Annotated in this window: 19 protein-coding genes and 1 pseudogene; 9 read left to right on the top strand and 11 right to left on the bottom strand. The window is 38.9% G+C overall.

Annotated elements, in window-relative coordinates:
* Window positions 1-148: 148 nt before the first annotated feature.
* Window positions 149-979, top strand: coding sequence for a YggN family protein (locus Q4600_RS00840; protein ID WP_303512609.1), 831 nt, complete (start codon window positions 149-151; stop codon window positions 977-979).
* 543 nt (window positions 980-1,522) lie between these two features.
* On the top strand, window positions 1,523-2,464 hold the full coding sequence (locus Q4600_RS00835) for a LysR family transcriptional regulator (RefSeq protein ID WP_102528666.1): 942 nt from the start codon (window positions 1,523-1,525) through the stop codon (window positions 2,462-2,464).
* A gap of 569 nt (window positions 2,465-3,033) precedes the next feature.
* On the opposite strand, the gene Q4600_RS00830 is transcribed toward Q4600_RS00835, so the two are convergent.
* From Q4600_RS00830 to Q4600_RS00795, 8 genes and pseudogenes are all read right to left on the bottom strand, one after another.
* The gene (locus Q4600_RS00830; protein ID WP_303512611.1) at window positions 3,034-4,887 is read right to left on the bottom strand and encodes a DUF885 family protein; all 1,854 of its coding nucleotides are present in this window, start codon (window positions 4,885-4,887) and stop codon (window positions 3,034-3,036) included.
* A 265-nt stretch (window positions 4,888-5,152) separates the two neighbouring features.
* On the bottom strand, window positions 5,153-6,292 hold the full coding sequence (gene hemW, locus Q4600_RS00825; RefSeq protein WP_303512614.1) for a radical SAM family heme chaperone HemW: 1,140 nt from the start codon (window positions 6,290-6,292) through the stop codon (window positions 5,153-5,155).
* 5 nt (window positions 6,293-6,297) lie between these two features.
* The gene (gene rdgB, locus Q4600_RS00820) at window positions 6,298-6,894 is read right to left on the bottom strand and encodes an RdgB/HAM1 family non-canonical purine NTP pyrophosphatase (protein WP_102528663.1); all 597 of its coding nucleotides are present in this window, start codon (window positions 6,892-6,894) and stop codon (window positions 6,298-6,300) included.
* A gap of 174 nt (window positions 6,895-7,068) precedes the next feature.
* Complete coding sequence (locus Q4600_RS00815; protein ID WP_102528662.1) at window positions 7,069-7,515, bottom strand: DUF4426 domain-containing protein; 447 nt, start codon at window positions 7,513-7,515, stop codon at window positions 7,069-7,071.
* A 140-nt stretch (window positions 7,516-7,655) separates the two neighbouring features.
* Window positions 7,656-7,941 (bottom strand): annotated as a pseudogene (gene yggU / locus Q4600_RS00810) (DUF167 family protein YggU).
* Between the two features lie 24 nt (window positions 7,942-7,965).
* Entirely contained in the window at window positions 7,966-8,514 is a 549-nt protein-coding gene (locus tag Q4600_RS00805; RefSeq protein WP_229367656.1) for a YggT family protein, read from the bottom strand.
* Between the two features lie 73 nt (window positions 8,515-8,587).
* On the bottom strand, window positions 8,588-9,406 hold the full coding sequence (gene proC / locus Q4600_RS00800) for a pyrroline-5-carboxylate reductase (RefSeq protein ID WP_153914034.1): 819 nt from the start codon (window positions 9,404-9,406) through the stop codon (window positions 8,588-8,590).
* A gap of 229 nt (window positions 9,407-9,635) precedes the next feature.
* The gene (locus tag Q4600_RS00795; RefSeq protein ID WP_303512625.1) at window positions 9,636-10,325 is read right to left on the bottom strand and encodes a YggS family pyridoxal phosphate-dependent enzyme; all 690 of its coding nucleotides are present in this window, start codon (window positions 10,323-10,325) and stop codon (window positions 9,636-9,638) included.
* 35 nt (window positions 10,326-10,360) lie between these two features.
* Here Q4600_RS00795 and Q4600_RS00790 point away from each other — a divergent pair, with 35 nt between their 5' ends.
* The 4 genes from Q4600_RS00790 (at window position 10,361) to hemH (ending at window position 14,688) form a co-directional block, all read left to right on the top strand.
* Window positions 10,361-11,398, top strand: coding sequence for a type IV pilus twitching motility protein PilT (locus tag Q4600_RS00790; RefSeq protein WP_102528657.1), 1,038 nt, complete (start codon window positions 10,361-10,363; stop codon window positions 11,396-11,398).
* A gap of 11 nt (window positions 11,399-11,409) precedes the next feature.
* Window positions 11,410-12,522, top strand: coding sequence for a PilT/PilU family type 4a pilus ATPase (locus Q4600_RS00785; RefSeq protein ID WP_102528656.1), 1,113 nt, complete (start codon window positions 11,410-11,412; stop codon window positions 12,520-12,522).
* Between the two features lie 357 nt (window positions 12,523-12,879).
* Complete coding sequence (locus Q4600_RS00780; protein WP_229367648.1) at window positions 12,880-13,425, top strand: glutathione peroxidase; 546 nt, start codon at window positions 12,880-12,882, stop codon at window positions 13,423-13,425.
* A gap of 249 nt (window positions 13,426-13,674) precedes the next feature.
* The gene (gene hemH, locus Q4600_RS00775; protein WP_303512628.1) at window positions 13,675-14,688 is read left to right on the top strand and encodes a ferrochelatase; all 1,014 of its coding nucleotides are present in this window, start codon (window positions 13,675-13,677) and stop codon (window positions 14,686-14,688) included.
* A 177-nt stretch (window positions 14,689-14,865) separates the two neighbouring features.
* Here hemH and ruvX read toward each other — a convergent pair whose 3' ends face one another.
* From ruvX to yciH, 3 genes are all read right to left on the bottom strand, one after another.
* Window positions 14,866-15,291: a Holliday junction resolvase RuvX gene (gene ruvX / locus Q4600_RS00770; RefSeq protein WP_303512631.1), complete on the bottom strand. Its 426-nt coding sequence runs from the start codon at window positions 15,289-15,291 to the stop codon at window positions 14,866-14,868.
* 168 nt (window positions 15,292-15,459) lie between these two features.
* The gene (locus Q4600_RS00765) at window positions 15,460-16,020 is read right to left on the bottom strand and encodes a YqgE/AlgH family protein (RefSeq protein ID WP_102528652.1); all 561 of its coding nucleotides are present in this window, start codon (window positions 16,018-16,020) and stop codon (window positions 15,460-15,462) included.
* A 79-nt stretch (window positions 16,021-16,099) separates the two neighbouring features.
* Window positions 16,100-16,429 (bottom strand): stress response translation initiation inhibitor YciH, encoded by a 330-nt coding sequence (yciH, locus tag Q4600_RS00760; protein WP_303512634.1) that lies wholly within the window; start codon window positions 16,427-16,429, stop codon window positions 16,100-16,102.
* A gap of 299 nt (window positions 16,430-16,728) precedes the next feature.
* On the opposite strand from yciH, the gene Q4600_RS00755 reads away from it, so the two are divergent.
* The 3 genes from Q4600_RS00755 to Q4600_RS00745 all read left to right on the top strand — a co-directional run bounded on the left by Q4600_RS00755 (window position 16,729) and on the right by Q4600_RS00745 (window position 21,122).
* The gene (locus Q4600_RS00755) at window positions 16,729-17,289 is read left to right on the top strand and encodes a DUF4136 domain-containing protein (RefSeq protein WP_303512635.1); all 561 of its coding nucleotides are present in this window, start codon (window positions 16,729-16,731) and stop codon (window positions 17,287-17,289) included.
* A gap of 312 nt (window positions 17,290-17,601) precedes the next feature.
* Complete coding sequence (gene rfaH, locus Q4600_RS00750; RefSeq protein WP_303512637.1) at window positions 17,602-18,093, top strand: transcription/translation regulatory transformer protein RfaH; 492 nt, start codon at window positions 17,602-17,604, stop codon at window positions 18,091-18,093.
* A gap of 578 nt (window positions 18,094-18,671) precedes the next feature.
* Entirely contained in the window at window positions 18,672-21,122 is a 2,451-nt protein-coding gene (locus tag Q4600_RS00745) for an SLBB domain-containing protein (RefSeq protein ID WP_303512973.1), read from the top strand.
* Window positions 21,123-21,183 lie beyond the last annotated feature (61 nt).

Genomic DNA, 21,183 nt, shown 5'->3' with positions numbered 1-21,183 from the left:
CCTCTGAAAATAAAGGTTTTTTAAATGTTGGCATGGACTGTGCTTTATCTAATTTAAGTTTAATCGTAATAAACGGTTTAATTATCAAATTTGAAAATTCAGTCTACAACTTAATGACTGTGTTTTATTTACAGCAAGGGAAGAGCTAATGAAAACTCAAACTAATTTCACCAACGGATTAATTAAAGGTCTTGCTTTATCAGGACTTATTTTTACTGCCGGAGCAATCACGCCTGCTATGGCAAAGCTGTCATTAGATGACGAGCAATGTAATGTCACTCTTAACTATGATGTGACTGTCGAACCTAAGAAGCTATTAATCAGCGAAAAGGGCGAAGAGCTATATCGAGTTGAAATGGGTGAGCTTTATGTCGAAGGTAGCAAGATAGATTTAGATAGTAAGCAACGCAACTTATTAACCAATTACTCAGAAGAGTTATCTCAACAAGTTCCTGAAATTATCGATTTAGTCAATGAAGTTGTAGTACTAGCAACGGATGCTGTGAGCCTAGCACTTACGCCAATCTTTGGTGATGCAACAGGTGCCAAATTAGATGAGCTGTTAGCAGGCATCCAAACTCGTATTGATGAAGCGGCCTATCAACAAGGTGACAAGTTTTACTTAGGCGCTACGGAATCTTCAATTGAAGAAGCATTTAATGAAGATTTTGAACAAGAAATGGAAGCCATGATTAAGAATTCAATGGGTAGCTTTATGATGGCTTTAGGCGCCGAAATGATGTCATCTGAAGGTGGAAGTTTTGAAGAGAAAATGGAAGCATTTTCTACCAAAATGGAAAGAGTAGGTGAAGACATTGAATTGCAAATAGCAGATCAGTCAGAGGCTATTGAAGCGAAAGCTGAAAAGATTTGTGCTGACTTTGAAGAGCTTATGGCGCTTGAATCTGAAGTTCGTCAATCGATTCCTGAACTTGCTTCATACCAACTTGCAACATTGGATAATACCCAATACGAATAAGTTTACTTGAGTGTTAATTGGTTGAATTGAATTTTATATATAAGTATCAGTATTTGATTTAACTAATAGGTAATTGATTAGGTTGTTCACCGCTAGCGCAATTTGATGTGACTTATTTGATTATCTTGATTGTTCAATTTCTAGCATTGTCAAAATGCACCTGACCTTCCCCTGCATTCATATGCAGGGGCTTTTTCGTTTAAAAAGCCTTTAAAATGTTAATTCAACTACACTTCTGTTGAAGATATGATTTGTTCTGATAAAAAAATTGTATATTATAAATATAGAGCCATATGTAATTTTTTTGGTATACTCCATAAATTAAAAGACTGTATCGCTAATCCTATTAACTTATTGTTTTAGTTTTGATTGGCTATACAGGATAACGGACTATCACAATTTAATTTCTTTTTTGGTCAATCGTGCATACTTGTTTGCACTGCTATATCGGTTAAATCTTGTTCGGTATTGTTTCGGATAAGTTACAGTGATTGGCATTCCAAAAACTATTTTTAATGTCGTAAACAGCTTAAGGCGACTCCCATGTTAGAACTGTTAGAACCTATTGCTATTTTTACTCATGTTGCCCGCGCTGGTAGTTTCAGTGCCGCAGCCAGAAGGTTGAGTATATCTAAGTCGAAAGTAAGTACTCAGGTTGCTGATCTTGAACATAAACTTGGGGTTCAACTGATTCAACGTACTACACGTAGTCTGAGTCTGACAGAAGCAGGTAACTTGCTTTATATTCAAGGTGAAGAGTTGCTTCGTGATGCTGAACAAGCTGTCGCAAGTGTACATAATTTAAATGATGCGACCCGTGGTGTATTGAAAGTGGGTATTTCCCAATCTTTCGGTACCATGCACATCATTCCGGCTTTACCTGAGTTTATGGCTAAACACCCTGAGCTTGAGTTACAAGTCAGCTTACTTGATCACAAGGTTGATGTAGTCAGCGAAGGCTTAGATTTATTATTAACTATGTCAGAGCAATTACCTTTAGGTATGGTTGCTCGTCCATTGATGAAGTGTCAGTTCTTACTTGCAGCATCGCCAGAGTACATCGCTCAAAATGGCACCATTTCTCGTCCTGAACAGCTGGTTGATCATAACTGTCTTGTATATCAAGGTGAGTGGCATGAACACAGCATGTGGCAGTTCAAGAAAGGTGATGATTACTGCGAAATCGGTGTGTCAGGTAACTTCCGTGTAGACAATGCACCAGCACTTAAATCAGCAGCGGTTAGCGGGTTAGGTATTGCATATTTAGCAAGTTACTTATTGGAAGATGAGATTGAACAAGGCACTTTAGTACCATTGTTACCAGATTGGCAGTTAACGAATAACTTGCCTCTACAAGCCGTTTATCCGCGCCGTAAGCATCTTGCACCTAAGGTGAGCTCATTCATCGACTTCATTAAAGGCCATATTGGTAGTACTCCATACTGGGACACTAAATATGACCATTTATACAAATTGCGTAAATAATTACCAGTTTAAGTCGTCAATGACGTAAGAATATATGGAAACATTGTTCAAAATTTAAAACAAAACCGCACCTTTAAGTGCGGTTTTTTTATTTATTCAATTTAAACAATGGTTTAATTGTTTGTGATTAAAAATTGTCCAGCAAGGTTTTGTCTTTAAATTAAAACAATTTCATTTTCGCATCTTGAACTATGTTCTGAAATCAATACAATAGATTTCAGTTGATTCGGAATGGTTTGAGTCACGCATCTTGTTGAGAAATGACCCCTTTTCGACTTTTTGTGCAAATCAGCAACTTCGCAAATTTTGAATCACTGCTGGCAACGGTTTTAAAACTAGAACAATGCCGGCTTTGAAACCATCATCCTAGTTTATATTGGTTTACCCCAGACATAGTGCTGGGGTTATTTTTGCCTAAAATTCACTCAACCGCTTTTTTGTTCCTGCTTGCTTGTTTGCTTCAGTCATTCCTTATTATCATTTCTTATTAATAGCGTAATAGTCAAAAATAAAATTTAGGCATAAAAAAAACCACTGAGCTCAGTGGTTTTTTGTTTTTATAAGGGGGGTTATGCAGCGTTAGTTGCTTTAACCCAGTCATTGACCTTCGTTTCTAGAATATCTAGCGGTAAAGGACCATTCTCAAGAATGAGAGTGTGGAATTGACGAATATCGAATTTGTTACCTAACTGCTTCTTCGCATTCTCACGTAGCTCTAGAATCTTAATCATTCCCACTTTGTAAGCAGTTGCTTGACCTGGCATGACGATATGACGTTCAACCATTTTCACTGCATCAGACTCTGCGTTTGGCGTATTATCAACATAATATTGAATACCTTGCTCACGGGTCCATTTTTCTGAATGGATACCAGTGTCTACCACTAGACGACATGCGCGCCAAAGTTCCATTGCTAAGCGGCCGAAGTCAGAGTATGGGTCGGCATATAAGCCCATCTCTTTAGGGAAGTATTCAGTGTATAAGCCCCAACCTTCAATATAGGCAGTATAACCGCCGTACTTTCTGAACTTAGGAATACCTTCTAGCTCTTGAGCAATCGCAATTTGCATGTGATGGCCAGGGATCCCTTCATGGTATGCCAGTGCTTCCATTTGGTAAGTCGGCATAGCTTTCATGTCATAAAGGTTCGCGTAGTAAGTACCAGGGCGAGAACCGTCTGGTGCAGGCGCATCATAAAACGCTTTACCCGCTGATTTTTCACGGAAGGCTTCGACTTGTTTTACCACTAATTTAGCTTTTGGTTTGATATTGAATACTTCGTCTAAACGAGACTCCATGTTATCAATTAATGCTTTGGCTTCTGACATGTAACGGCTCTTGCCTTCATCAGTTTCTGGGTAGTAGAACTGGTCGTCATCACGCATAAATGCCATGAATTCTTGTAAGTCACCATCAAATTTCACTGTCTTCATGATTTCGCGCATTTCGTCATGAATACGGGCAACTTCAGATAAACCTAACTGATGAATTGTTTCTGAGCTCATGTCTGTTGTAGTGACACGGCTTAAACGTAAATTGAAGAAATCGTCACCTTCAGGCAGTTTCCAAACACCATCACGAGTATCGGCTTTTTTCTCAAGTTGATTAAGATAAGCGATAAGATCGGTATAGGCTGGTTGAACACTGTCAACGAGGGCTTTTTTAGCTGCAGCAAGTAATTCATCTTTTTTAGCTTGAGGCGCATCTAAGGCTGTAACCTTTTTGTTGATGTCAGCCCACAGAGTGCTCTTTTCTTCAGTGTCGCTAAAAGGAGCGCCAGTAATAATATTTTCACTGTCTGAAATGACATATGGGAAAACAAACTTAGGTGCGATTACGCCTTTATCAGCACGAAGCTTTAAAGCATCAACTAGCTGCTTGCTAGCGTGTTTAACGCCATTTAAACGACTGATATAAGCTTCAGCATCGCTAACGCTTGATACTTGGTGTTGATTAATCAAGAATGTCGCGATAAAAGTATGGCTACCGTACATTTGGTTAACTGGATAGGTATGGTAACGCCATTTATCATCAGCAATGTCTTGTTCTAATCCTTGCTTCATTAGGTTAAAACTTAATGCAGTTTGAACATCAAGTTTACTGACATCAATTGATTCGAGTTGTTTAAGGTGTTTTTTAGTACGCTCTAATGCTTCATCATCAGCTTTATCACTGAAATCACCCCATTTGTCGTAATCAGTTTTAATACGCATGTAGGTTTGTGAGATAGGGCTAGCCATAACATTTTCCATGAAAATGTTTTCAAATAATTCATTGGCTTTTTCTGATTCCGTTGTGGCTTTTTTAGTGGTTTCAGTTGCGCTTTTAACTGCATGGTTGCCCGAACTATGGGCCAAAGCAGAGGTAGATAATAAGCTAGATAATGCAACGGCTATTATTGTCGTTTTAGTTTTTAGTAGCATAGTGGGTTTCCGTAAACGAGGGATAGAAGTAAGCGTTTATTAATATTGATTGATATCCTAATAGAGCAAAGCGAAAAAGGGTAAAGTGAAATGTTAGCAATTGTGTATTAAATGTTGCTTAAAGCTTGCGGTTTATTAGATTAAGTATTGCTGTGAGCATTAAAAAGCCACCGACTTGGTTCAAGTGGTGGCTATTAAGCACTATTTGCTGAGCCTATACTGTAATGAGTTTTTAAATGAATTACCCAATAAGTTACTGACTGAATTAATCTATAAATTGCGATAATAGGTCATTGACGAACATGTGGCCTTTAGATGTTAACTGCCAGTGGTTTTCTGATTCAGTTAATAAGCCTCTTGAGATAGATTTATTTATTCCATCAGTAAGCACATCAGCTGATAAACCGGTGCGTTGCTCAAACTCAACTTTAGGGATTGGCGTCATCAGTCGTAACCTGTTCATCAAGTATTCAAGTGCTCTATCTTCTGGCAGCACTTCTGAGGCTTCAAAAGTGTAGTCTTCAGTATTTAAGTAGCCCTTAGGGTGTTTGATTTTTACAGTACGGGTAATCACATCTTTTTCAGGTTGGGTGATTTTACCGTGAGCGCCACAGCCAATGCCAAGGTAGTCACCAAACTGCCAGTAATTTAAATTATGACGGCATTGAAACCCTGGTTTGGCATAAGCCGAGATTTCATATTGTTGGTAACCTAATGCCGCAAGCTTCTTTTGGCCTTGTTCATAGATGTGCCAAAGGTTTTCATCGTCAGGGAGTTGTGGCGGCTTCGAGTGAAAAAGCGTATTGGGCTCAATGGTTAATTGATACCAAGAAAGGTGAGGTGGCATTAACTCTGCTGCAGTATCAATATCCGCCATTGCCTCATCAAAGCTTTGATTTGGTAGACCATGCATGAGATCAAGGTTAAAACTGTTATAGCCTGATTTTGATGCGGTATTAGCCGCAGTGACAGCTTCGTTTTCATCATGGATGCGGCCAAGTAAATTGAGCTTATCTTTAGAAAAACTTTGTACGCCAATAGATAAACGCGTTACGCCTGCTGCTTGATAGGCGGCAAAATCATCATGCTCTAAAGTGCCAGGGTTGGCCTCCATGGTGATTTCAATATCATCTTCAAAACCAATAGCTTTTCTAGCGCCGTCAAGAATGACCTTTATTTGTTTGGCATCAAACAATGAAGGCGTACCACCACCAATAAAAATGCTGTGCAGCTTACGGTTTTGAACATAACCTAAGTCATTGTGTAAATCTTGCAGTAAGGCTTCGACATATTGAGCTTGAGGTAATTCACCTTGCTGACCATGGGAGTTAAAATCGCAATAAGGGCACTTTTGCACACACCAAGGTATATGAATATAAAGGCTAAGTGGTGGTAGGGTTAACATAATGCTTAGATGATCCCTTTAGCTTTAAGTGCATCAGCCAATAAATTCAATGCTAAACCACGGTGGCTTAGTTGATTTTTTTGTTCACTACTTAGCTCTGCCGCTGAGCAATCAAAACCTTCAGGAATGAAAACAGGATCATAGCCATGACCTTGCTCGCCTTGAGGTACAGTGCCGATTTTTCCTTCCCAAGCTGCTTGGCAAACAATCGGGGTTGGATCTTTAGCATGACGCATATAAACCAATACACATTGAAAACGTGCATTACGCTCGGTTTGGCCTTCGAGTGCATTGAGTAATTTTAGGTATCTGTCTTTTTCTGTCGCATCCTCTCCGCCATATCGAGCAGAGTATATTCCTGGAGCTCCTTGAAGCGCATCAACTTCTAAACCTGAATCATCCGCAATGGCTGCTTTTCCGGTTATTTCTGCTGCGTGTCTTGCTTTGATGATGGCATTTTCAATAAAGGTTGTTCCTGTTTCAGCCACTTCAGGTACATTGAATTGGTTTTGTGGCAATACTTGGATATTAAATTGTGACAACATTTGGTCAAATTCTTTAAGTTTACCTTTGTTACCGCTGGCTAAAACAATTTGCTGCATGGGAATACCTTAGTGGATGGAAAATGGTACTTGAAAATTTGGCTAATGATACCTAAGCGTTTAGCTGATAGATAGCTCAAAAGATGATAATAGGTGATGGTTTATGGACTGATAAAAATAAAGCCAATCATACTAGAATTGGCTTTGTAGAATGTTTTTGCTGCACGTTTCTGATTATTCAACGTAAAATTTTTGCTTAAATTTAAGTGCTGTATTGAGTTTATTCCCATGCTTAATGGCAATGTTGAAATTGATTTCTTGGTCGTCACGGTATGGCACTTGGGCGATATAGTAAATGGCTTTACCCTCACGGATTTCTTTAAAATCTAACGTGATTCTTGCATCAAGTAAGTTGTTCGCCACACCTGAGATTTCAATTGCTACAGGCGGGTTACCCTCTTTGCTGGTATCTAATACTGCAATATTTACGATGCCATTATAATTGCTTCGTTCAATACCGTAGGTTTTTGCAATACTTGGGGTGATAAACGTGCTGCTTAATGCCATGTAATGGATATCAAAGTTACCTACTTGCTGTTTTTGTTCTGCTTGGGCGGTATTTGATAATCCGAGTGACAGGCCTAAAACAACCAATAAACTTAAAATGATAGTGCGAAACATAATCGTGATCCTTGATCGACTCTTGCAAGAGGTGATTCACTAATGGAGTGTAGACCTAAGTATAGAGAATTTTAATCAAACTCACCTCAATTTCATACAAAACTAAGCAAGTTTAATGAGTTAACTTTGAATTTATTGCTTTACAGTAAGTGAGATAATTCACTAGGAATTTGTTTAGGCATGGATATTTGGACTTGTTTATGCCGACCTTGAAGGCCTTTTAAGATTACGACATCCGCTTTAGGAACTTTGAAGGCTTTAGCTAAATATTTAATCAAATGACTATTGGCTTTACCGTCGATTGGCGGTGCAGTAATAGCAATTTTTAACTCATCGCCATGCAGACCGATGATCTTGTCTCGACTGGTTAGGCTGAATATAAAGATTCAGCAACAAATCGTTCTGTTGCTGAATGATTGCACTCATTATGGTTAATCCCAGTTTGAAGGGTTAAACCGCATTCCAAAACGGAATATATTGCGCGAATAAAATATTGATAAAGTTCATCGCAATTAATACCAGCATGACTGATAAATCAAGTCCGCCCATTGGAGGAAGGATTTTACGAACAGGACGTAAAAACGGCTCTGTTAATTGGTCCATCACCATCACAATCGGATTATGTCCTTGATTAAACCAGCTTAGTAATGCGCGGATAATTAATACCCAGAACAGTAAAACACCGGCTTCTTTAATCACCGAAACTAAAGATAAAATCAGTAATGATACCGCATCGATTTTTAAATCAACCAGTAAAGATAAGGTCAAAAACTTCACCAAGACCACAATAAGTGCAAGTACGATTGATGCTGTATCAATGACACCAATGGAAGGTAAAACACGGCGCATAGGTGCAATAATAGGTTGGGTCGCTTTTACGATAAATTGACTAAATGGATTATAAAAGTCCGCTCTAGCAAGTTGAAGCCAAAAACGTAAAATTACCACCATAAGGTAAAGGTCAAAAACCGTGGTAACGAGAAATTGCATTGCATTCATTATTAAGTGCCTTGTTTGGTTGGTGCGTATAACATGTCATTAATAGTGACAGTGTCGCTGAATCCGTATAATTTTAAAATGTTTTTGCCATTTCTTCTGCTCGTTTTATGCAGTTCGTCATTGCTTGGTCAACTAACCCACGTAAATCGCCTTCTTCAAGCGTCTCAACTGCGCGAGCAGTAGTGCCACCTTTAGACATTACATTGGTGCGTAACTTTTCTAATGATAGCTGAGGGTTTTGCACGACCATTTGCGCAGCACCTAATGCAGCTTGTTGAGCTAAAGCTCGAGCCGTCTGCTCATCAAGCCCTGTTTTAATGCCGTGTTGGATCATCGACTCAATAAACAAGAAAAAATATGCAGGTGAGCTGCCAGCTAACGCGATAACTTGATTAAGCTCATCTTCAGTTTTTACCCAAACAACTTCGCCACCGGTTTTCATTAGGGTTTCACAAATTTGTTTATGCTCAGCTGAGATTGAGTCGTCAGCAAATAATCCAGTCATGCCAACACCAATTTGGGTTGGTGTATTTGGCATAGTGCGAATAAGTTTAATTGGCTGCTTAAAGTAATCTTGATAACGCGCAGCAGGAATGCCTGCAGCGATAGTAACTAATAACTTATTGGATAAATCTAAATGACTTAGTTGCTCACACACCATTTGCATTAACTGCGGTTTTACGCTGAGTACTATCACATCTGCATCATCCGCAGCAGCAACATTGTCGTGAGAAACTTGAATACCAAAATCTGCTTTTAGCGCATCTAACTTGCCGACACTTGGGTTCGTTGCGTGAACTTTATCAGCAGGGTATCCGTTGGTCACTAATCCGCTAATGATAGCTCGCGGCATGTTGCCCGCACCGATAAAACATACTTTTGCTTGAGTCATAAGGTTAAATCACTTTTAATTTTATGTACTCGTTGAGTACGTGTAGGAGTCTTATATTTGGGCTTTCATGGCTCATTACAAGGCTATCATTATAAATTATCCTTCATGAATAACAGCTTAAAAACATAGCCATCACTTGATAAAAGTGTGTTCTTACATTTAAAGCTGACTTTTTAATTAAACGTTTCAAATCTATTCGTCGTTTCAAATCTATTAGTCGTTTCAAAGCTTAAGCTCGTGAACCAAAAATTCCGGTACCAATTCTTACCATGGTTGAACCGTGTTCAATAGCGATAGCTAAGTCGCTGCTCATGCCCATCGAAAGTGTGTCTACACTAAGGTATTGTTGTTTAAGTTCAAGATATAAGTTTTCAAGTTGAGCAAATTCTTGCCTTTGCAAGTTTACATCTTCAGTTGCTGTTGGAATTGCCATTAAGCCGCGCAAAGTAAGATGAGGTAACTTATCAATTATTTGTGCAAGATGATTAACCTCTTCAGAACTAACGCCAGATTTACTGGCTTCATTACTGACATTAACTTGGATACACACTTGCAGTGGTAATTTGTCATCAGGTCGTTGCTCATTAAGCCGTGTAGCAATTTTCTCGCGACTTAAGGTATGCATCCAATCAAAATGCTCAGCAATAATGCGTGACTTATTGGATTGCAGCGGGCCAATAAAATGCCATTCAATATCTGGGTGGCTTTGACTTAAGGCGATGACTTTTTCTTCGCCTTCTTGGACGTAGTTTTCGCCAAAGCATCGCTGACCAGCCTCGTATGCCGCAATGATATCTTCAATGGGTTTAGTTTTACTTACCGCAAGAAGAGTGACTTCTTCACTGTTACGTGAACAATTTTGCGCCGCTTGAGCGATTTGGCTCTGGGCGATTGATATTCGGTCTGCTATTGTTGTCATATTGTTTTTATTTGTTTAAATGGATGTCATTGACCATGGAAATAACTGAGTTACTTGCCTTTAGTGTAAAGCACAATGCCTCGGATCTACACCTTTCAGCAGGCGTATCGCCAATGATCCGTGTAGATGGTGAAGTCAGAAAAATTAATTTACCTGCATTAGATCATCAAGCCGTGCACGGTTTAGTGTATGACATCATGAATGATAAACAACGTAAGGACTTTGAAGAACATTTAGAAATCGATTTCTCGTTTGAAGTACCTAACCTTGCGCGTTTTCGTGTGAATGCATTTAACCAATCTCGTGGTGCTGGTGCAGTGTTCCGTACCATTCCAAGTGAAATTTTATCATTAGAACAACTCGGTGCTCCAGAAATCTTTAAGAAAATATCAAGTTTCCCCCGTGGCCTTGTATTGGTAACAGGCCCTACAGGTTCAGGTAAGTCGACCACGCTAGCGGCAATGGTTGATTATATTAACAATGAACGCCATGATCACATTTTGACCATCGAAGACCCAATAGAATTCGTACATCAAAACAAACAGTGTTTGGTTAACCAGCGTGAAGTCCATAAACACACTCATGGTTTTGATGCTGCTTTGCGTTCAGCACTTCGTGAAGATCCCGATGTAATTCTTGTGGGTGAGATGCGTGACCTTGAAACCATTCGATTAGCAATGACCGCAGCAGAAACCGGTCACTTAGTGTTTGGCACTTTGCATACCACCTCAGCGGCAAAAACCGTTGACCGTATTGTCGATGTATTCCCAGCCGGTGAAAAAGATATGGTACGAACCATGTTATCTGAATCACTTCAGGCAGTAATTTCACAAACTCTGATTAAGAAAGTGGGCGGAGGTCGAGTCGCTGCACATGAAATTATGATGGGGACACCGGCGATTCGTAACTTGATCCGTGAAGATAAAGTCGCACAAATGTACTCAGCAATTCAAACGGGTATGTCACATGGCATGCAAACCCTTGAGCAGTGTTTACAAAATTTAGTGAATCGCGGTTTAATTACCCGTGATGATGCAATGTCTAAGAGCTCGAATAAACAAGCTAACTTTTAAGGGGTAATTGAATGGATGTACGTCCTTTTTTAAAGGTCATGGTTGACCGAAAAGCCTCTGATTTATTTGTGACCGCGGGATTCCCGCCAAGTGCAAAAATTGATGGTGAGCTAAGACCGCTTTCTGAAACCAGTTTTAACCCAGAGCAGTCTTTGGATTTTGTTGAGTCTTTAATGACTGATGTGCAAAAACAAGAGTTTCATGACTCGCGTGAATGTAACTTTGCATTTGCAGCAAAAGATTTAGGTCGATTTCGTGTCAGTGCTTTTTGGCAACGTGAGTCTCCTGGCTGTGTTATGCGCCGCATTGAGACAAAAATACCTGAAGTTGATGATTTAAAGCTGCCACCAATCTTAAAAGACTTAGTCATGAGTAAACGTGGCTTGATTATTATGGTTGGTGGTACAGGTACTGGTAAGTCAACTTCATTGGCATCATTAGTGGGTTATCGAAATGCTCATGCTCGCGGCCACATTTTGACAATTGAAGACCCTGTAGAATTTGTTCACGACCATAGAAAAAGTATTATTACTCAACGTGAAGTTGGTATTGATACTGATTCTTTTGACGCTGCACTTAAAAGCTCACTGCGTCAGGCGCCAGATGTTATTTTGATTGGTGAGATCCGAACTCAAGAAACCATGGAGTTTGCGCTGGCGTTTGCTGAGACAGGTCACTTATGTATGGCAACCTTGCACGCCAACAATGCTAACCAAGCGTTAGATCGTATTATGCATTTGGTACCAGAAAGTAAGCATAATCAATTACTGTTTGACTTATCGCTTAATTTACGTGGCATTGTAGCTCAGCAGCTTGTGGCTAAGTCTGATGGTTCAGGGCGTCGTGCAGCAATTGAAGTTTTGATTAACACCCCTCGTATTGCAAGTTTGATTGCGAAAAATGAGCTGCATTTACTTAAAGAAACCATGAGTAAATCTCGTGAGCAAGGAATGCAAACCTTTGACCAAGCCTTGCTGGATTTATATTTAGAAAAAGAAATCAGCTATGCAGATGCATTACACCATGCTGATTCTCCAAATGATTTACGCTTGATGATTAAACTGCAAACTAATGAAACAAGTGGTTCAGGCTTGATGGATGGCGTGACTTTAGATTTAGGTTAAATTGAGTCTTGACTAAAATTAGTCATATTAAGACTAGAATTAGCCTTAGTGAGATTAAGACCAGATAGTGAATAGCAGTATATAAAAACCAAAGTGGGTTCACTTTGGTTTTTTTATGGCTGTAACTTATATAGCTTTAACATTACTGTCTAGAAGCTGTGCCTAGAAGCTGTACTAGAAGCTGTGACTAGAAGATAAGGCTGGAAGTATTGAAGTGATTATTTACACTATCGATGATCTGCTTTTATAAGAACAACGTATAATCGATTATATGATTATGATTCGCAAAGTGATTGCTTTGCACATATGAACTTAAGCCGATACCCAAATTATTGGATAACAATCAAAGGGAACATTATGAAAAAGCTTCTATTAACCTCTAGCTTACTTGCTTTAACGAGCTCTTTTTTAGCACCTAGCGTATTTGCAAATAGCTGTCCTGATTATCTAAATGTAGAAGCCAGAAAATTACATTCTGATGAAGTCGTTGACTTGTGTGAGGTGACTAACGGTAAACCGGTATTGATTGTTAACACAGCGAGTAATTGCGGCTTTACGCCTCAGTTTGAAGCGTTAGAAGCACTGCATAAAGAATATGAAGATGACCTAGTGGTGATTGGTTTTCCATCTGATGATTTCTTTCAAGAAGAAGATGATGAAGCAAAAACTGCTGATGTTTGTTTCGTCAATTACGGCGTGACCTTTACTATGGTGTCAACATCAGCGGTTAGAGGAAGTGATGTTAACTCTGTATTCGCTTATTTGGGTGACAAGACAGCAGCACCTAAATGGAACTTTTACAAATACTTAGTCAGTGCAGATGGCGAAAGTGTGCAGCAATTCAACTCTCGAGTAAAACCGGATAGCGAAGAACTGAAAAAAGCGATAGAGTCAGTGCTATAAATTTTGCATCGTGAATAAAACTAATTATTTACAATCTAGCTATTTAGTGAGCAATACAAGCCTTGCACTTTAAATCAGTAATGATGAGAGCGAGTAATGATGATAGTGACTAATAATACTCACTAATATTAGTAACTAGCAATAGTAACTAGCAATAGTAACTAATAACTAGTTTTGAGCATGCGACAGACTTTAGCATCTGAGTGAGTTTAATCGCTCACCCTGTGATGGAATTTTTCGGAGACAGTTTTGTATAAATTTTCTGGTTTAAGTAAAGAAGACGGCCACAAGTCACGCGGTAAAACTGGCGTGTTATTAATGAATTTAGGCACACCCGATGAACCTACACCATCAGCGGTTAGAAGGTATTTAGCTGAGTTTTTAGCTGATCCTCGTGTTGTAGAAATCCCCAAGCTAGTTTGGATGTGTATTCTGCACGGTATTATTTTACGTGTTCGTCCTGCAAAATCTGCAGCTTTATACAAAGAAGTGTGGACTGAAGATGGTTCCCCTTTGATGGATATAAGTCTTAAACAACAAGGTAAATTAGCAAAGCTATTTGCTGATAATGATGTTGATGCATCGGTGCACTTATCAATGCGTTATGGTAATCCTTCAACGCCTTCTGTACTTCAAAAAATGCATAAAGATGGCATTGATAGAATCGTTGTTTTACCGCTTTATCCTCAATATGCTGCTCCTACAACAGCATCAGCATTTGACGCGATTGCAAAAGAGCTATGTAAGTGGCGCTATATTCCGGCACTGCACTTTATCAATACCTATCATGACGACCCAACCTTTATTGATGCGCTAGCTGAATCAATACAAGCGGATTTTGACCAGAATGGTAAACCTGAAAAACTGGTGTTGTCTTACCACGGCATGCCAGAACGTAATTTACATTTAGGCGATCCATATTATTGTTTTTGTGTAAAAACAACTCGTTTAGTGGTTGAAAAACTAGGTTTAGATGAAAAAGAGTATGTAATGACTTTCCAGTCGCGCTTTGGCAAAGCTAAATGGTTGCAGCCATATACCGATGCGACAATGGAAGCATTACCAAAAGAAGGTGTGAATGACATTGCTGTCGTATGCCCAGCATTTAGCGCTGACTGCCTAGAAACACTTGAAGAGATTAAAGGTGAAAACCGAGAAGTGTTTGAACAAGCGGGTGGTAAGAAATTCCGTTATATCGAATGTTTAAATGATAATGATGCCCACATCAATATGATGGCAAATTTGGTTAAGCCTTACCTTTAAGTTTCTGAAGCCAAACATCTTAGGTTTTTTATTTAAAGCTTTGTATTTAAAGCTTTGTATCTAAAACTTTGTATTTAAAGCTTTATATCTAAAAGCTTGCATCTAAAGTCTAATATCTTAAATTAAAAAGGAGCCTAAATGGCTCCTTTTTTGTATTGAAATTTCTAGCTAAATTTTTTAATCGGCAAATTGATTTTCAAAGTAGCTCTCAATAATCAGTACAGCAGATACAGCATCCACTTGACCTTTTGTAAGCTTTTTGTAGCCGCCGAGCTCAAAAAGACGCGCTTTAGCATCAGTAGTAGTGAGCCTTTCATCCTGTGTCGCGACCTTTACTCCAAAGCGACCACTAATGCGGTTAGCAAACTTTCTCGCGCGCTGAGTCATCTCTTGCTCAGTGCCATCCATATTAAGCGGAAGGCCAACGACGACTAGATCTGGCTGCCATTCCTTAATAACAGCTTCAATGTCATCCCAGTTTGGAATGCCATCATTGGCTTTAATTGCAGAAACTGGCGCTGCGCTGGCTGTTACTTCTTGACCTACAGCCACTCCAATACTTTTAGTTCCAAAATCAAACCCTAAAACGGTTTTTGATTGCATATTTTTGCCTTTAAAAAAACCAGCTGATTAAAACCTAAATGACTGGCATAGAGAAATGTGGGATGCGAATGCATTGCAAGTAGCTAAAAAATAAAAAGAGCAAGTAATTAAAATAAGTAAAGTAAGTAAATAAGTAAATTACTAATGGTTAAACAGCACTTTTAAACGTTATGAGTGGCCAACTTGAGAAGATATTTGCCAAATGTCAAAACCTAACTTTTTGGTCGCTTCAGTCCATAGTTGCTCAACATCCTGACCGAAGAGTAACTCAGAAGTGGCAGGTATCGTTAACCAGGTATTATCAGCTAGTTCTTGTTCAAGTTGATCTTTACTCCAGCCTGAGTAGCCAAGGGCAACGACAAATTGTTTTGGTGACGCTTTGGTTCCGAGTGAGTTCAGCACATCACGAGAAGTGGTTAACATACAAAAATCACTGATAGACTCACTATTAACCCATTGCTCTTGTGGCGTGTGCAGCACAAAGCCTCTATCTGTATCAACAGGTCCACCGAGTAAAACGGGACCTTCGAGATCCAAACTTAATTCAGACTCATTGGTTAAGCCAATTTGATCCAGTAATTCATCAATAACAATGTTGGTAGGGCGGTTAATCATCACACCCATTGCGCCTTTATCGTTATGCTCGCAAATATAGATAACAGAGCGTTCGAAGAAAGTATCTTCTAATGAGGGCATAGCAATTAATAGATGACCTTGTAAGCTATCCATAAAAAATCCTTGTGCTTATACGTAACTTGGATGCTGTTCTAAGCAAGGTATACGTCCGATAAATCAAATGAGCGCAATATTAACCGCCAGCCAGCTTGACGGTGTAGTTTTGCTTTTCTAATAACGCTTTAATTTTGTCACGGTTATCTGTTTGAACTTCAATATCAAAATCTTTGACAGTGCCGCCACAACCACACTGTTTTTTGAGCTTTTGGGCTAAAGCCTTAAGTTCTTTTGGTGCCAAACCCAAACCTTTTATAACACTGACCCCTTTTCCTTTACGGCCTTTACTGTCTTTATGGATCCTGACAATACCATCACCTTCAGGGATAGAAGCCTCAACTTTGGGTTGTTCAATTTTACCGCCATCAGTGCTGTAAACTAAGGAAATATTTGGATCAATTCTCATAAAATAACAAAAGTAAGAAAGTGTTAGTAATAGTTTAGCAAACTAAATGATGCTGCTAAAGAGAACGGTTCAGTAACTTTGAAATGATTTAGGATAAGATATATAAAACTCAATGAGTTGAGTTTATTTTCTGAGGTACTCGTATAAAGCTTTCTGTAAATAAACTGAACTAGACACATTTTGTTTATATAATCAGTTGATGATTAAGGTTTACCTAGGTAAGCTAATTATTAATCAGAATATAATCATTAAATAGTAAATGAAAACAACTTGTTTGCTTGTTGCCATTTGGAGTTAATATGAAAAAGCTTTTCGTTGCTGCCGCCGTTTTAGCATTAAGTGCTTGTAGTACACTGAAGACCAGTAGTGACTACGATCCAGCCGTTTCATTTGATCAATACAAAAGCTTTGCTTGGGTAGAAAAGAAAAATGAAGATAGCACCTACCATCTCGATGGTTTAATGGACCAACGAGTGAGAGAAGCCGTTAACTCACAGCTTACTCAAAAAGGTTTGTCAAAAGTAGAAGTAGAGCAAGCTGATTTACTGGTTAACTACCTGACCAAGGTCAATAAAAAGATTAATGTAGATACGTTTAATACTAGTTACGGTTATTACCCATACTATGGCCGTCGTGGCTGGGGTGGTGCAGGTATGAACACTCAAACTACGGTTCGTGAGTACGAAGTAGGTACGTTGATTGTAGATTTAGTTGATAAGAAAACCGGCAACCTTGTATGGCGTGGCAGTGTAGCTGACACTATTCGTGAACAAAACTCACCAGAAGAGCGCGTAGAAATCATCAATCATGCCATTGGTGAAGTGATGATGAACTTCCCGCCGAAGCCTGAAGTGAAATAAACCGTTTGTTACATCTTTTTTGGAAATGTTTTTAGTTAAATAGACTTGATGCTTTTAAAGATGTTTTATAAATGTTGCTACAGTTAGCCAACTCGAAAAGAGTTGGCTTTTTTATTGGAAAATTTTTTCTAATTTGTGAGTATTACATCAATTTTTATGATGCAAAGAGCGTTAGAGATATTTTGTGTATTAAATCTCATCAATTGATAAGCATAAACGCTAAAAGCCATTTCTTTACACTTTCACCTTTGCTAAAATCACGAGTCTGGTGATAGAGGAAGTCACCATTGGATTATAAAAGAGTAGCTAAAGATGAAATCATGGTATCTGTTATATTGTAAGCCTCGTAACGAAATACGAGCACAGCAAAATTTAGCCATGCAACAGATTGAAAGCTACTTACCTATCATTCAAGAAGAGAAAACATCTCAAGGAAAAACAAAGCTAGTTGAAGTCCCGCTATTCCCTTGTTATTTATTCATTTATTTTGACCCTACAGAAGTGAGTGTTAGCCGCATTCATTCAACTCGCGGTGCTTCAAGAATAATTGGTTGTCGTGAAGATATGACTCCAATTGATGACAGGATCATACAAGGAATAAAAAATCGAGTTCAGCAGCATAAGCCTGAAATTGATAAAGGATTGCAAAGCGGAGATAAAGTTAAATTTACCGAAGGTCCTTTCGTTGATTTAGAAGCCATTTTCGAAGAAAAAAATGCAGAAAAACGCTGTTTTGTGTTGTTTAGCATAATGGGACAGCAAAAAAGAATGTGTGTGGATAATACTAGCGTTGTAAAAATATAAAGCTTGTTAAGAAATTGCCCATAAATTTTGTGAGACATCAGCCATTGTTGCGGGGCTGGTAAATACTATGACAGTTGCTGATGAATAGAAGCTAGATAATCAAGTTAAACAAATTCAGTTTCACATTAAAAATGCTTCATCAAATAAGCTATAGTACACCGCAAAATTGAGAGAACTTACTAAATGTGACTAATACTTAATGGTCATTTTTAGTAAGTTGTTTAATTAAAAAATGAATGCCGACTGTTCGGCGGGCAATATAGAAGCCGCAATCTATGGGCGGTAGCGTGCCTGAAAGGCATTGAATGAATAGTTTCATTCATTAAGCTACAAGCCGAAGGGAGTCCCGACCACCACGCGGATCGGTAGCGTGCCTGAAAGGCATTGAATGAATAGTTTCATTCATTAAGCTATAAGCCAAAGGAAGCCCTGACCGCCACGCGGAACGGTAGCATGCCTGAAAGGCATTGAATGAACAGTTTCATTTATTAAGTCAAATTCTTATGAAGTTAACCCGTAAGCCATTACTTGGAGATTTAAAGGTGTTTCAAAAAACGAAAAGTTTAGCCATTGCAGCAATGAGTGCTGTAATACTAATCAGTTTACCAGTGCAAGCTGTTACTCCCTCTCCTCAAATGATCGAGCAGTTCAAGTCATTACCAGCTTCTGAACAACAACGCTTAGCAAAGCAATACGGAGTTGATCTTACTCAGCTTAATGGTAGCAGCAGCGCTAACACTCCCATAGAAACACCACAAATTGTTAATGAAAGAAAAGATACCAATGAGGTTGTTGATCAATCAACTGATGATGAACTAAATCAAGAAACTAAAACAGAAGATCAAATAAAAGATCTTCAAGATGAAAAAAAACAGCAACTAAAACGTTTTGGATATGATCTTTTTGCTGGAGAACCAACGACGTTCGCACCTGTTTCTGATGCTCCTGTACCTGCAGAATATAAAGTTGGCCCTGGTGACACTATCAATGTGCAGCTATACGGAAAGGAGAGCAATCAGTACTCATTAACTGTAGGGCGTGATGGTGCAATCCAGTTTCCAAATTTAGGACCTATTTCTTTAGTCGGATTGTCTTTTAGCGAAGTTAAAAAGCTATTGAATGCCAAAATTAATGAAACCATGATTGGCATTAATGCCAGCATTTCAATGGGTGAATTGCGTTCGATTAGAATTTTTATAGCAGGCGACTCATATAAGCCGGGTTCTTACACGGTTTCTAGTCTATCTACTATTACACAAGCACTATTCGTATCTGGTGGCGTTAATGAGATTGGCTCTTTACGAAACATTCAAGTTAAACGAAATGGTAAAACTATTGGTTCGTTAGATTTGTATGACCTACTTTTGCGCGGCGATGCATCTGGTGATTTAAGACTACAATCTGGAGATGTTGTATTCATTCCTTCCTCTGTTGCAAATGTCAGTGTGATGGGAGAAGTTAGACGCCCTGCGATCTACGAGCTTAAAAATAATGAAACAATGGCTGATGTATTGCGCATGGCCAGTGGTTTAAATCCTGGAGCATACCCAAGAGCAAGTACGGTTGAGCGATACAGTAAGCAGGCTCAAAAAACCGTTTTAAGTGTCGATTTAACCACTGATTCTGGTTTAAATATCCCCGTTAAAAATGGTGATTTATTAAATGTAAGATCAGCAAGCTCACGAGTTGACAACGTAATCACTATTGCGGGTGCAGTAATCAGAGCAGGCAAATATCAGTGGACATCAGGAATAAGTATTTCTGACCTTTTACCCTCTATGTGGGGCGATTTGACCATTGAAGCAGATTTAGATTATAGCTTGTTGATCAGAGAGATTAATAAACGTGGTGATATTGAAGTGCACCGAATCTCATTAAGTAAAGCGATTAATCAAAAAGATCCTCAGCATGATTTAGTCTTACAACCAAGAGATACATTACTTGTTTTTGATTACGCTGATAGAGAAAAATTACTTGAGCCTGTACTTGAAAAAATAAAAACACAAAGCCGATATGGTGATGTTGCTAGAATAGTTGATATTAACGGAAATGTTCGCTTTCCTGGTCAATACCCTTTAACCGTGAATGCAGACATTCAAGAGCTATTAATTGCTGCAGGCGGCCTTGAAGAGGGCGCTTATACCTTAGCAGCAGAGTTAACGAGACAAAACGTTTCTGAAACTAGCGGTGTATCGATTGAACATATACAGCTGAGTTTAGATGAGGTTTCTAATAACGTAACTAGTTCTAATATTGCATTACAGAGCCGCGATATTTTAACTGTGCGTACACTCCCAGATTGGCAAGAAACTCGTTGGGTTGATATTAAAGGAGAAGTCAAGTTTCCTGGTACGTACAGTATTCAACGTGGAGAGTCATTAAAAGATGTCATAGCTCGAGCTGGCGGTTTAACCGATGATGCAGCACCAAGAAGTGCAGTCTTTTTACGAGAGTCGATTAAAGAAAAAGAACAAAGAGAACTGCAAATGCTGTCAAATGATTTGCGTCGTGAAATTGCAGCTAAAGCCTTAACTAAAGACGGTGGAGTGTTAAATTACAATGATGCTCAGCTCATGCTAAATGAACTTGAGAATGTTGCTGTAGTCGGTCGTCTGGTCGTTGATATTACTGCTATCCAACTTGGAATCGAAGATGCGGATTTAGATTTAGAGTCTGCTGATAAACTTTATATTCCAGCTAAAAACCAGACCGTATCAGTTATGGGGCAAGTACAGCACCCGAGTACCCATAGATACAAAAAAGGCATTACCTTTAGCCAATATATGGAACTTGCTGGCGGGCCACGTAAACGAGCGGATGATGGCAGAACTTACATTATTAAAGCTGACGGCTCGGTTAAAATGCCATCAAGTAATTTCTGGTTTGGTGCTAATGCTGAAATTGAAGCAGGTGACACAATTATCGTTCCACTTGATACTGAATATAAAGATAACTTAACGCTTTGGACTCAGGTGACAACGATTATCTACAATAGTGCGATTGCTGTTGCGACCATATCAACCCTGTAGAAAATATTTGGCTTCTGATTACCAATAGTCTTGAGTAAGTGCTGTTGCTTAACTGCACTTA

The sequence above is a fragment of the Shewanella sp. 2_MG-2023 genome (assembly GCF_030548905.1).
Taxonomy (GTDB): Bacteria; Pseudomonadota; Gammaproteobacteria; order Enterobacterales; family Shewanellaceae; genus Shewanella; species Shewanella electrodiphila.
This window is presented reverse-complemented; position numbering and strand designations above follow the sequence as displayed.